Here is an 11,872-nt window from a genome sequence, read left to right on the forward strand (position 1 = left end):
GTCATAGGTTGTCTTATTCAGCAGTAACATGCTAACGAATCGTCTATTACCGCAGACTTTCCCCAACATTACGAAGATGTAATGTTGGTTATATTCAAACCCGGTTGTTGGTAAAGTGTGAAGTGAGTTGAGTTGGTGGCAGAGAATGACGGGAAAACCATGAAAATATTATTAATTGAAGATGATGCACACATCGCACACTTTCTAACCAATGGTTTTCAACAGGAAGGCTGCGCCATCACACACGTCAACAACGGCGTCGATGGCCTGTATCAGGCCGTGAGTGAATCCTTCGATGTCATTGTGTTGGATATTATGCTGCCACAAAAAGATGGTTTTGAAGTCCTGGCCCAACTTCGCGGAGAAGGCCACACCACACCGGTGATCATTCTCAGCGCCAAGCATTCCGTGGAAGAGCGTGTTAAAGGTCTGCAATCCGGTGCGGATGATTATCTGGTCAAACCATTCGCCTTTCCTGAGCTCATGGCACGCTGCCAATCACTGACACGCCGAGGCAAGCAGCAACAAACCAATCCGCATGAACTGAGCTATGGCGAACTATCTCTTGATTTGCTCAGACACTCGCTCAAACGTAACGACATCCCCGTGCACCTTAATCAGCGTGAATTCATGCTGATTAAGCTACTGATGGAACACCCGGAAACAGTCATCACCAAAACGGCTATTCTGGAATACGTTTGGGGCCACCAGTTTGACCCACAAACCAATGTGGTCGATGTACTGGTGTGTCGTCTAAGAGGGAAAGTGGACAAAGGTTTTGAGCACCCGATGATTCATACACTGCGGGGAGTCGGCTATGTCCTCAAATCACAACATTGAGCAAGCGCTGATTAAAGCGCGGCGCACTCTACTGCTGCGATTTATGTCGTTGTTATTGCTCTGTTTGCTATTGGTTGAACTGATCGTCGGTACCTTGTTCTTTTTTGACTTGTACCGTACGGAGAGAAAAATTCTTAGCTCCATGGCGACCGAGTATCAACGTATTCTCACCTACGATTCCGCCGAGCGTCTGGTGCATGTTTTAACCGCGAACCCACACCGCCTGATTGAAAACAACATTGCCGCCTTTGCTGTACCGACAGGAGACCTGAGTGTGCCCCGATTTATTGCAGGTGATGGAAATATACCAAGACGTATTGATCTGGCGACCGACACCGCAGACCACCAATCCTGGTTCAACGCCTTCGTATTCAGCCCGTTCATGTCATTGAAAATAACCGGTGAAACCCAAGATTTTTGGCTGATTCTGGATAACAAAGCGCGCTACACCATCGCCTACAAACAGTGGTTGATGACCTTCTACGCAATGCTTGTCCTGATTGGCATCACCACCCTGTTCACCCGACGCATCATCCATCGCGCGATGTCACCACTAGTGACGTTGGGCGATATGTTACACAAATTACGTCAAGGCAATCTGGACATCGCCGACCCACCACGTGCTGACCTGCAAGGCCTGAGTGTAATCAGCGCCAGCGTTCATGATGCGATTACGCAACTTCATCATGTCACGACGACCCTGAACACCACGGTGGACGCCATTGCTCACGATATCCGCACGCCACTATCAAGGATCACACTTTGCGCCCAATCGGCGTTAACGGATGAGAACAATGCAGACAAAACCCAACATGCCCTGGCTGACTGCGCCGAATACGCCATGCAAGCGAGTAACATGCTGACTGCATTGATGAAACTGAATGACGAACTCACTGGGAAGCAGCAAGCACAATACGAGGCCACCGACCTCCATCAGGTCATGCATACTGTAGCCAGCTGGTATGAAGATGTGGCTGACGAAAAGCAGATCGAATTGCGCGTTACCGCCGACGAAGCACTGGTAGTACAGTCTGATCCGGACAAACTGACTCAAGTGCTGGTGAACCTGGTTGATAATGCCGTCAAGTACACACAACCTGGCGGTCAGGTTACGCTCAGCGCCCAACGAACCGACGATAACCAGATAAAGATTCAGGTCACGGACACCGGAATCGGTATCGCCCCCCAATATCAAGATCTGATCTTTGAGCGTCTGTATCGTGTGGATGCAAGCCGCAGTAATGTTGAGGGTTATGGCCTCGGACTTTCTCTCGCCAGAGCGATGACCGAGAATTTAGGTGGTCAGTTGAAGTTGGCGTCGCAGATTAATCAGGGTTCCGTGTTCACCATCCTATTGGCTCAATAAACAAACACTCATGCTCTCCAACCGCGGACATGAGTGTTCAAACGTTATCGACCCTGGTTGCGCTTACTGCTCTAATCCTGCCTGCAGAATATGGAATGCCGCTTTCACTCGTTCCTGATTTGGGTAGTTTTTATTGGCAAGAATCACGATACCCGCTTCTTGGCTTGGAATGTAGACCACGTAGGCACCAAATCCACCGGTCGAGCCTGTTTTGTTGACCCATACCTCGTTCGTCGGTGGTGTCGGCGGCATGTTGATCTGAATTGGTTGAGGCTTAATGACCACATCCGTCGAGTTTCCTTCCAAAAGGGCATTGAGTTGGCTGGGGTACGGGTACATCTCCCACGCTAAACCTTGCGTAAAAGTACGGGACTGATAGAAGCCGATCCGGTTATTGACCAGTGCCTGCTGCATATCAGGTGCGACCACGGCCAACCCCAGGTTGGCTTTGATGTACTGTACCATGTCCGAACTGGTAGACTTGACCCCATACGCCTCTGCATCCAGTACACCCGGATTCACTCTCACGGCTTCGCCGTTCGCGTTATAACCAAATGCATACTCTTTCATTTTACTATCCGGCACATTGATGTAGGTATTGGACATACTCAGTGCTGGAAACACATTTTTTTCCATAACGGACGCGTAGTCCTCTTTCAGGCTTAACGCGGCGATATAGCCAAACAGACCGATACTGGGGTTCGAATAGAGCCTTTTAGTGTTGCTTGGGTACACTTCGCCCCAATTCCGATAGTACTGAACCATATCCCGATTGTTTTTCACCGCATCTGGAAACTGCAACGGTAACCCGCCTGCGAGGTACGTTCCTAACTCTTGCAAGGTTCGCGCACCGATAGTGCTGCCTTTCAGTTCGGGCATGTGTTGCTCCGCCGTATCCGTTAACGACAGTTGCCCCTTCACCTGCGCGTAGCTCGCCAGCGTGGCTGCGAATGTTTTGCTGACCGAACCCAACTCAAAAATCGTCGCTTCAGACACAGGCTGGTTTTGCGCTTTGTCAGCCACACCGTAATTGTAAAAATACGCCTTCCCCTCAATGACAACACCAAACGCCATACCCGGAATATGATAGTTCTGCATCAACGCTTGAGCCTGTTTGTCGACCTCGCTTTTTAGTTTTTCTCCCACGCCAGCCGCGTTAACGGCAGGCGCAAACAACATAGCCAGAGCTATTGCATTGATGGTTAGTTTTCTCACACACATTGAAGTGAACCTCTCCATTTATAACTATTACTTATTGATTTTTAATATATATCACTCTAGAAACACACCAATCGTAAGGATAGACGTATCAGAGAACAATGTGTTAAAACTAAACTCAGCCATAAGTTTAACTAAGATCTAATCATGAACATCACACATCTACCGTTGAATGCCCTGAGGGCATTTCTTATCTCTGCTAAGCATTTGAACTTCACCAAAGCCGCTATCGAGCTCTGTGTCACGCAGGCGGCGATCAGTCAGCAGGTTAAGATGTTGGAACAGCAACTGGGGGGAGCGCTGTTTTATCGTCTTCCGCGGGGATTAGCGCTGACCGATGAAGGAATGATGTTATTGCCGGTGGTTAAAAATGCGTTTGACAGTATGACCGATACGCTAGAAATGCTTGAACAAGGAATTCACCGAGAAGTGGTCAGTGTTGGTGCGGTGGGCACCTTCGCTCTGAACTGGTTGCTCCCAAGAATCAAAGACTTCAATGAACGTTTTCCCTATATCGATGTCAGAATCTCGACCAACAACAACGTGGCGGATCCCGTGTCCGAAGGGCTGGACTTCTTTATTCGTTATGGCAAAGGCAGATGGCATGCGACCGAAGCAGAGCATTTGTTTCCTGCCCCTTTAACTGTGCTTTGCAACAAAACGATCGGCCATCACTTAGAGAAACCGCAGGACATTCTGGGCTACACCTTGCTGCGTTCATACAATCCTGAGGAGTGGGCGTTGTGGTTTCAACAAGCCCATATACCGCTACCTAAGTCCAGATTCAACAGCATCACCTTTGATTCATCCATTTCGATGATTGAAGCCGCAGTTCAGGGATTCGGAATTGCATTAGCACCTCCCGTTATGTTCGAAAGAACACTCATGGAAGAGAAGCTCATCCAACCCTTCGATATCTTTCTCGACAACGGCTCCTACTGGCTAACAAAACTCCAAAGTCAAACTGAGACCAAAGCGCAAACCCTATTCAAGCAGTGGCTCCTGGAGTATCGCGGATAGTGAACGGGTATTAATCTTGAAACGTCCAGCTGTCAGCGCCATCAAAATAGCGGATATCGATGTTCGCCACCTCTCTGGGGTCAAACATCCGATAGTTCACCGCCAGACGATCACTATCCCACGCTTCCGTTGCGGTGTAGTGCGTCACACAACCGCACTGATTACAATGCTTAAAGCTAATGCATTTGTCGCCATGTTCGTAACTGCCCAGACCAAACTGCCCGATATCCACCTGGACCTCATTGCAAGTCAGGTACCCCCACAATGCGCCATAGCGGTGGCAGATCGAGCAGTTGCAACTGGTTGTGGTCTCGGTTAAACGTGGAATGGTCAACGTGACGTTGCCGCAATGGCATTTCCCTGTATACATAGTCATCCTGATTATTGGTTATTGGTTATTGGTTTCGAATACTATCGCAGCCCCTCTTGTGGAACAGAAATAAGGGAGCACTGAGTTAATGATCAGCCAACTCTTGTGGCGTCATATTCGCGGTTGATAATGGCAATAACGCACATCGCAAACGCCAGACCATGCTGGCCAACATTCGATATTCCGAGCTGTGATGTGTGGCCAGCCCGTCTGTCATTGCCTTTAATCGTGCCACCAGCTCGTCGATTTGTTTGCGATCATAAGCGTCGCGAATAATCACCTTACTCACCTCCGCCATGACCTGGCGTTTGGCTTCCTGAAGTACAGGATCGCGAGAATGCCAACGCCGTAAACACCACAAAACATGATCAACATTGATCATCACAACGCCCCAGCGTAAAACCCACTTCCTGACGGTCATGTCCTTACGTTGCAACGCGAGGTTGACGTGCTGGTAAATAAACGCCGCAAAATGCTCTTCACTCATTCGTGGTCTTGCCCTCAACTGACCACTAAACTGACGACGAATAATGTCAATGACAGAAGCTCCCCACTCTTTGTCTTTGTGAGGCTGGATGAGCGCAAATGACAGCAGCGCCAGACACGGACCAAGAGACATCGCCAATACCGAATTCAGGTACGACTGAACATCGTAGACTGGCGGATCGGTAATCATCAGCAATGAACCTAACATCACGATAAGAAACAGCATAAAAGCCTTGTTCTTTGGCTCGGCCAACCCTTCGATCAGCTTCATCGTCACCAGTAAAGGAAACAGCAGCATTAGAAACACACTCAAGTCATAGACGTGCACTAATACGAGAAACTTGAAGAAAAAGCAGAACACCGCCAGCACCAGAATGGCCTTGATCGCTGGCGCAATCACCAAATGTGGGTACGGGCGGGTACAGAACATAATGCACATCATGGCTGCCAGCGACATGAATGAGCTGCCTTTGTCCCATTGTGTGCCGATAACAAACGCGCAAGATACGACAATCACAGCAAACGTGCGCAGCGCGTTATAACCCGCCTGTTTGTGCTCAATAATGTCTTCAACTCGGGTGCCTTTGGGAGGATCAGCGCGAAGCTTTGAGGCTTGCGGTGCATTAAGATGCTTTAGCCAACGCAGATAACTGAACTGCAATTGCTGAAAATGTTGCAAGCGTTCCCAGATCGTATAGTAACGATGATCGTTGCGTGCGTCCGGATACATTTTCGCCAATACGCGCGCCACCTGGTAACGACATGGTTCAGGCTGTTTAAGTAAATCCAGATACTCCCGGACATGGCTTCTGAGGCTCTCTGGTTTCTCTTCCCAATCAATAAAAAAGCGCCGCATCGCCGTCAACTGCGAGTGCATCCGAAACAATAAATGCATCAGATAATTCAGTACTGCTTTATTACGCCGGGACTCCAGATTTCCCCACAGCGCCTGTACCCGAAGCAGATTGACCGACATGATTCTGCCGACAAACCCCAACAAGACGGAGACCGCTTTGTCGCTTTCCTTTTCACGCCACATCTCGATAGCGTGATCCAGCAGTTGCGAACGCATTGCACTTAAAGCCTGATGCAATTTGAGTTTGTCGTTCGATGAATCTGGCATAATCGCCAGCATCAACGCAGAGCAGACAATGCCTACGATCACTTCGCTGATCCGCCAATTGGTGGTGTAATACAAAGATTCCAACCCGACACTGTTGATCGAGCTGAACAGCACTAACGAGCTGGTGTACCCCATGATAGCGATGCCGTAGGCGTTGTCCCGGACCTGAATCGAAGACACGTAAGACACCAGCGCCAGCCAGGACGCAGCACAGAATACCAAAAGCCAGGGTTCATTCATGGTCCAACCCGCGATGATCATCGCCATCACTCCACCAACGACCGTAGCGACGATCCGCGCGAGTGAACGCGTCAATAAGCTGCCTGTTGTGGACTGACGCAGCACCGCCACCGTGGCCATCGACCAGTAAGGCTGTTGCAACTGAAAGTAAAATGCGACCGCCAATGCCAGACACATTCCGATTGCAATCCTCAGACTACTGCGCCACAAATCCGGACTGGCAGCCCCCCAAGGCGTATTTCGCCAGGGCAGCTTTTGAAACACGGTAGCTAACGCCTTATTCATTGAGGAGTGACAACCACAGTGCAACTGGTGCCGACAACCAACAGGGCGTGTGCAGGTAACGTATTCAGTTTAATGCGAACCGGCACGCGCTGCGCCAGCCGAATCCAGGGAACATTGGTCTTAACGGACGGAATGAGTGAACTGGCGCTGTCGACACTCTGGTCAGCAATCGCCCGGCCGATACTTTCCACCACACCAGTCAGGGTTTCATCGTTGCTGTATAACGTGATTTTGGCTCTATCGTTTACCTGAATGTGGCTAAGCTTGGTCTCTTCAAAATAACCGGTGACATAAAACGATTCGCTGTCGACCAGCGCCACCAGTGACTCTCCCACTTGGGTGTAGTGGCCCTGACGCACTTTAAGGTTGGTCACGTAGCCATCGGTTGGAGCCACAACCTGACTTCTTTCCAGTGACCAAGTGGCATGGTCTACTGCACTTTGCGCCTCTGCAACAGCGGCTTTTGCCGCCAGCGCGTCATTGATCGCATCATCAATACTCTCAGCCGGTATGGTGCCCGATGGCATGTTTCTGCGCCGCTTGGCAATGTGTTCCGCTTTGATTTGTTCCGCTGTCGCACGTTGCAACGAGGCTTTCGCCTGTTCCCGGGCAATCTGATAAGGCTGGGGATCGATAACAAACAAGATATCTCCCCGCTTTACCAGCTGATTATCTTTTACCCTGACTTCCGTAACTTTGCCGGCGATGTCGGAAGAGATACTGACGATGTCGGCATTGATCTTCCCATCCCTCGTCCAAGGCGCCGCCATGTAGTAATGCCAAATCCACTGTGCCATGAAAATCGCGATGAGCGTTAAAACTATGGTTAAGCCGTAACGTTTAATGAATTGCAATTGGATTCCCTCACAACATCAAAATTTTCAGACTCGCAGCCAGGCTGATGATAAAAAGTGACAAGTCAGCCAGTGACGGATGCCAGATATGGCCAGAGTGCAGAACAGGTCGGAGTATTTGATGTAACACGGCCCAAATCAACAGGCCAAGCAACACAACTCTCAGGAAAGGTGGAAGGTAAATAGAATCGGCTAAAATGACTTCGTTAAACCCCATTCATACCTCCTTAAAAGAATTATCATACGCCAAAGTTTGCAAGCTGCACTCAATATTTTGTCTTTAATTACTATAGCTTACTGAGCATGATAAGAGACGATGCACCACATTCATCGCCCAAATAACAACAAAGCCCTCAATTGAGGGCTTTGTATGATATTCAGGTGAATGCTGCATCCACCTAACCAGCAAACATCGATTAAGCGGGTGATCAACGCATCCGGACGACGTTCGTCTGTTGCTTACGTTTCATTTCAGCAAAACTGATCACAAAGGGCTGCGACTGCTTCACTTTGCCCGGTAGCGATGAAAGCGCGTTGTATGCCTCTTGCTTGGTTGCGAAATCGCCTACCGTAACGGTATACCAGCGTGTGCCCCGGCTCGCTTTCCAGTTTACCCATACCGGATGTTTTGGGTCTATATAGCGGATGTAATCTTTGACATCCTTCTCTTGTCTCAGCGCCAGGACCTGCATGGTGTAATGGTTGGGATTAAGGTAGCCATACGCATCTTCAGACGACATCACACCGACACACTCCCGGTTGTCCGCCACTGAATGAGGACTGACACACCCTGCCAGCATGAACGCTGCCGCTAAAGCTAAGATCTTACGCACTGTATACTCCTGTGTTATTGCATCTCTAGGAGTACACAGGCGACCAGTGGTCGGAGTTCAATAAATCTCTCAGGCGAGGTTGATGAAATCTTACCCGTTCAGCCAGCAGAATAACCAACACCCGCCGATGGATAACTGTCAGAAAGTCAAAAGCCGCCTAGACAGGCGGCCAATGAGAGATACTACCCTGCGTCACTATTTGCCGTTGACCAGATGACGATGAAGCGTATCTTTTAACTCTGCGCGCTCCATTTTAAGCTGGTTCATGGCCCTGTCGTCGATAGGAGCCCCTCTTAGTTCAAGAACCCGTATCTCTTTATCCAGAGCATCATAGTGTTTGGCATTTTGAGCAAAGCTTTCGTCAAGTTTACAAAGCTCAGTGATNCCCCCGCCGATGGATAACTGTCAGAAAGTCAAAAGCCGCCTAGACAGGCGGCCAATGAGAGATACTACCCTGCGTCACTATTTGCCGTTGACCAGATGACGATGAAGCGTATCTTTTAACTCTGCGCGCTCCATTTTAAGCTGGTTCATGGCCCTGTCGTCGATAGGAGCCCCTCTTAGTTCAAGAACCCGTATCTCTTTATCCAGAGCATCATAGTGTTTGGCATTTTGAGCAAAGCTTTCGTCAAGTTTACAAAGCTCAGTGATGGTATCCAGATGTTCTGGAAATTCGTGAGTCAGTGAGTGATTTTCGCCTAACATATCTACCTCTTTTAACCGTTCAGATAAATGGAAGGGATGGTTATCTCATCAATCAATGTAGCACTTGATCACGGAATATGATGCCAACTCAGGCATGAAAGCAGGACAAAAAATCGTCAATTTTAGACATTGAGACGTCAGCGTCAGGTTAAACGAAATGAGACTGATAGTATTTCGGTGTGACCGCCACTTTACGTTTAAACTGGCGTTGAAAGTGCGCCTGATCAGAGAACCCCAGAGACAGCGCCACGCCCGCGATGTCTTGACCTCGTTTCAGTAACACCTTAGAGCGTTTGATTTTCTCATCCATCAGATAGGCATGCGGTGACAAACCAAAGTGGTGTTGAAACGCCCTCAACAGTTGGTAACGGCTCATGTTGGCCTCCTCAGCGAGTTCACTAAGTTGATGCGCAGCATCGAGTTCATCCAGCAATTTATCACGCACTCTTTGTAAGCCCGGTAGATCTAACTGAGCCTGTGTCCGAGATACATCTTTGAGCTGGAAGCTGCGCGCAATAAACCGGAACAACTGGCTCTCTGCGGTCAACCGGTCACTCTCTGAATGTAAGGCTGAAAACAAGTTGAGAAAGTCTTGTTTGAGGTGCGGATTTCGCTCCAGATCGTAGCGAAATGGCTGGTAATCAAATGATACATCATCCAACACCTCCTGTTGGCACTCCCCCATTTTGCGAGTATCGACAAACAACATCCGGTAAGACCAAAGCCCTTGATGCGGATTGCACGCATGTACATCCGCAGGGTTGATCGTGACAATGTCACCTTTTCCGATGGTATGCCGCCTGCCGCGATTGAGATACAGGGCCTCGCCCTGATCGATGATTCCGAAAGAAAACTCATCGTGTGAATGAGCCTCGTAACACGCCGAACTGTTGTCAGCGACCCGCAACTCAACCCAAGGCAACTGCGTACTTAGCTTGAAATGGGCACTCCGGTCCTTTTTCATGAATCATCCTTGTGTTTACAGCCAAATCAGACCAATTGAACAGCCGAGCAATACAGCCATTCCTCTGTTAAAAGTACGTTGTTGAAACGGATTTTCAAGATATCCGGACAACATTCTTCCAATTACGGCCCAAATACCGACGCCGAACAGACACACCACTAACGACACTAATGTGAAATGGATGAGCCACACATCCTGCTGCGTCTGCCCAAGCACATACAAACTCACACCCGAGGCAGCGTACAACCAGGCTTTGGGATTAAGAAATTGAGTCATAGACCCTGTCCAGAAGCCGGAGACAGCGGCGCCCGCTTCGCCAACCGCTGTCACTGGCGCAGTATAAATTTTGTATGCCAGATAGAGTAAAAAGACACTACCGACACACTGCAACCCAAACTCCAGGCTCGGTAGGCTGCTCAATACGCTTTGCAGCACACTGCCTGAACAATACACCACTAGGGCGTAAGCGATGGAGGCGCCCGCTACGTGCATTAACGCCGCTGATAGCCCGCGGGTGACTGCCGTGCTGGTTGCCAAGAGATTGACCGGCCCCGGCGTCACCGCCCCTACGAATGCAAACACCACCATTGCAATCCAAACATTGTCCATGATTACGCTCCTCACTTTTTGACAAGCGTAATCCTCCCTGCCCAATGGGTATTGAACGATATTGCAGGCGGCGATCAGAGGGCTAAAAAAAGCTGATTGGCAAGTAAAAATCGAGTTCGAACTGCTCGTTGTCGTTCAGGAAGTGATTCTGATGATAGTGGACATACGCAGGCGTCGCACCGAGCTTGAACCCAGAGCCAGGTAACCAAGTTTCCAGTACCATGCTGATTTGTGGCAGCAACTCCCCATAAACGCCACGCAAGCGGAACACGGCATGCAAACCGCCCGGAATGGTCATCTGATTGACGATTCCACGAAGTTTGATGGGTTTATCAATCTCAATACACGCGACATAACGGCATTGGTTTAGTTCTATCCAAGCGGGATTGGAATGGTGCAAACCAAACTGCGTTGCGAAATCTCGCTGCTCGGCGTTAGCCCAGGCTTTTAAAATCAGCCAGCTGTTCCTAATAGACCTATTGTAACCCTGATGGCGAACATACGCCGTCATGCGCTCAGGTGTTTCAATGATTTTCGGCGATGGTAAGGATTTTCCGTACACACGATGATAGCCAGCAGCCACTTCAGGATCTTTCAGATACGGTTTGTCCGACACCTGAAGATCATGCTGGCGCCATTGGCCAGGCGCCATCTCAAAAGTGGCCTTGAAGGCCCTGCTGAACGAAGACAAAGAGTTAAAGCCGCACTTGTTGGCGATCTCTAATACCGACGACCGCGGATCAAACATCAGTTGATTCGCGGCATATTCCATGCGCGTTCTTCGCACATACTGATGAATCGATTCACCAACCACTTGTTTAAAAATACGGTGAAAGTGCTGTTCAGAATACGCCGCGACATCGGCCAGTTCTTTTGCAGAGAGCGCACCACTGATGTCGCGGTGAATGTGGTAAAGCACGTCATTGATTCGGGATATGTGTTGCTGACTCATCGACTAA

At 49.3% G+C, this 11,872-nt stretch carries 14 protein-coding genes; 3 read left to right on the plus strand and 11 right to left on the minus strand.

The window, feature by feature from the left end; translation table 11 throughout:
- Positions 1 to 159 precede the first annotated feature (159 nt).
- Positions 160 to 840, plus strand: a complete 681-nt coding sequence (locus tag CAG64_RS15445; protein ID WP_161457953.1) for a response regulator — start codon at positions 160 to 162, stop codon at positions 838 to 840.
- On the plus strand, positions 818 to 2,206 hold the full coding sequence (locus CAG64_RS15450) for a sensor histidine kinase (RefSeq protein ID WP_161457952.1): 1,389 nt from the start codon (positions 818 to 820) through the stop codon (positions 2,204 to 2,206). Before CAG64_RS15445 ends, CAG64_RS15450 begins: the two co-directional genes overlap by 23 nt.
- Positions 2,207 to 2,269: 63 nt before the next feature.
- On the opposite strand, the gene ampC is transcribed toward CAG64_RS15450, so the two are convergent.
- Entirely contained in the window at positions 2,270 to 3,427 is a 1,158-nt protein-coding gene (gene ampC, locus CAG64_RS15455; RefSeq protein ID WP_161454187.1) for a class C beta-lactamase, read from the minus strand.
- Between the two features lie 144 nt (positions 3,428 to 3,571).
- Between ampC and CAG64_RS15460 the strand changes: the two genes are divergently transcribed.
- A complete protein-coding gene (locus CAG64_RS15460) occupies positions 3,572 to 4,444 on the plus strand; it encodes a LysR family transcriptional regulator (RefSeq protein ID WP_161448300.1) in 873 nt (290 codons plus the stop codon).
- A 10-nt stretch (positions 4,445 to 4,454) separates the two neighbouring features.
- On the opposite strand, the gene CAG64_RS15465 is transcribed toward CAG64_RS15460, so the two are convergent.
- The 10 genes from CAG64_RS15465 to CAG64_RS15510 all read right to left on the minus strand — a co-directional run bounded on the left by CAG64_RS15465 (position 4,455) and on the right by CAG64_RS15510 (position 11,865).
- Positions 4,455 to 4,814: a GFA family protein gene (locus CAG64_RS15465; RefSeq protein WP_161448302.1), complete on the minus strand. Its 360-nt coding sequence runs from the start codon at positions 4,812 to 4,814 to the stop codon at positions 4,455 to 4,457.
- A gap of 85 nt (positions 4,815 to 4,899) precedes the next feature.
- A complete protein-coding gene (locus CAG64_RS15470) occupies positions 4,900 to 6,948 on the minus strand; it encodes an FUSC family protein (protein ID WP_161448304.1) in 2,049 nt (682 codons plus the stop codon).
- Positions 6,945 to 7,802 carry an efflux RND transporter periplasmic adaptor subunit gene (locus CAG64_RS15475; protein ID WP_202600888.1) on the minus strand — a complete coding sequence of 286 codons (858 nt, stop codon included), beginning with the start codon at positions 7,800 to 7,802 and terminating at the stop codon, positions 6,945 to 6,947. The genes CAG64_RS15470 and CAG64_RS15475 overlap by 4 nt, the downstream gene beginning before the upstream one ends.
- A 10-nt stretch (positions 7,803 to 7,812) precedes the next feature.
- Complete coding sequence (locus CAG64_RS15480) at positions 7,813 to 8,019, minus strand: DUF1656 domain-containing protein (RefSeq protein WP_021703440.1); 207 nt, start codon at positions 8,017 to 8,019, stop codon at positions 7,813 to 7,815.
- A gap of 211 nt (positions 8,020 to 8,230) precedes the next feature.
- Positions 8,231 to 8,635, minus strand: a complete 405-nt coding sequence (locus tag CAG64_RS15485) for an SPOR domain-containing protein (RefSeq protein WP_021703441.1) — start codon at positions 8,633 to 8,635, stop codon at positions 8,231 to 8,233.
- A 195-nt stretch (positions 8,636 to 8,830) separates the two neighbouring features.
- Positions 8,831 to 9,031 carry a DUF465 domain-containing protein gene (locus CAG64_RS23675; protein WP_161489333.1) on the minus strand — a complete coding sequence of 67 codons (201 nt, stop codon included), beginning with the start codon at positions 9,029 to 9,031 and terminating at the stop codon, positions 8,831 to 8,833.
- A 66-nt stretch (positions 9,032 to 9,097) separates the two neighbouring features.
- The gene (locus tag CAG64_RS15495) at positions 9,098 to 9,340 is read right to left on the minus strand and encodes a YdcH family protein (RefSeq protein ID WP_021703442.1); all 243 of its coding nucleotides are present in this window, start codon (positions 9,338 to 9,340) and stop codon (positions 9,098 to 9,100) included.
- Positions 9,341 to 9,488: 148 nt separating this feature from the next.
- On the minus strand, positions 9,489 to 10,304 hold the full coding sequence (locus tag CAG64_RS15500) for a helix-turn-helix domain-containing protein (RefSeq protein WP_161448306.1): 816 nt from the start codon (positions 10,302 to 10,304) through the stop codon (positions 9,489 to 9,491).
- A gap of 15 nt (positions 10,305 to 10,319) precedes the next feature.
- Positions 10,320 to 10,913, minus strand: coding sequence for a LysE family translocator (locus CAG64_RS15505; RefSeq protein WP_161448308.1), 594 nt, complete (start codon positions 10,911 to 10,913; stop codon positions 10,320 to 10,322).
- 82 nt (positions 10,914 to 10,995) lie between these two features.
- Positions 10,996 to 11,865, minus strand: a complete 870-nt coding sequence (locus tag CAG64_RS15510; RefSeq protein WP_161448310.1) for an AraC family transcriptional regulator — start codon at positions 11,863 to 11,865, stop codon at positions 10,996 to 10,998.
- Between the last annotated feature and the right edge of the window lie 7 nt (positions 11,866 to 11,872).

This window comes from Vibrio sp. V38_P2S17PM301, from assembly GCF_009904845.1.
Classification (GTDB): Bacteria; Pseudomonadota; Gammaproteobacteria; order Enterobacterales; family Vibrionaceae; genus Vibrio; species Vibrio proteolyticus.

Coding starts and splice junctions, on each gene's coding strand:
- CAG64_RS15505 (WP_161448308.1), bottom strand. CDS start 10,913: ATGGACAATGTTTGGATTGCAATGGTGGTGTTTGCATTCGTAGGGGCG.
- CAG64_RS15510 (WP_161448310.1), bottom strand. CDS start 11,865: ATGAGTCAGCAACACATATCCCGAATCAATGACGTGCTTTACCACATT.
- CAG64_RS15445 (WP_161457953.1), top strand. CDS start 160: ATGAAAATATTATTAATTGAAGATGATGCACACATCGCACACTTTCTA.
- CAG64_RS15465 (WP_161448302.1), bottom strand. CDS start 4,814: ATGTATACAGGGAAATGCCATTGCGGCAACGTCACGTTGACCATTCCA.
- CAG64_RS15460 (WP_161448300.1), top strand. CDS start 3,572: ATGAACATCACACATCTACCGTTGAATGCCCTGAGGGCATTTCTTATC.
- CAG64_RS15470 (WP_161448304.1), bottom strand. CDS start 6,948: ATGAATAAGGCGTTAGCTACCGTGTTTCAAAAGCTGCCCTGGCGAAAT.
- CAG64_RS15480 (WP_021703440.1), bottom strand. CDS start 8,019: ATGGGGTTTAACGAAGTCATTTTAGCCGATTCTATTTACCTTCCACCT.
- ampC (WP_161454187.1), bottom strand. CDS start 3,427: ATGTGTGTGAGAAAACTAACCATCAATGCAATAGCTCTGGCTATGTTG.
- CAG64_RS15495 (WP_021703442.1), bottom strand. CDS start 9,340: ATGTTAGGCGAAAATCACTCACTGACTCACGAATTTCCAGAACATCTG.
- CAG64_RS15500 (WP_161448306.1), bottom strand. CDS start 10,304: ATGAAAAAGGACCGGAGTGCCCATTTCAAGCTAAGTACGCAGTTGCCT.
- CAG64_RS15450 (WP_161457952.1), top strand. CDS start 818: ATGTCCTCAAATCACAACATTGAGCAAGCGCTGATTAAAGCGCGGCGC.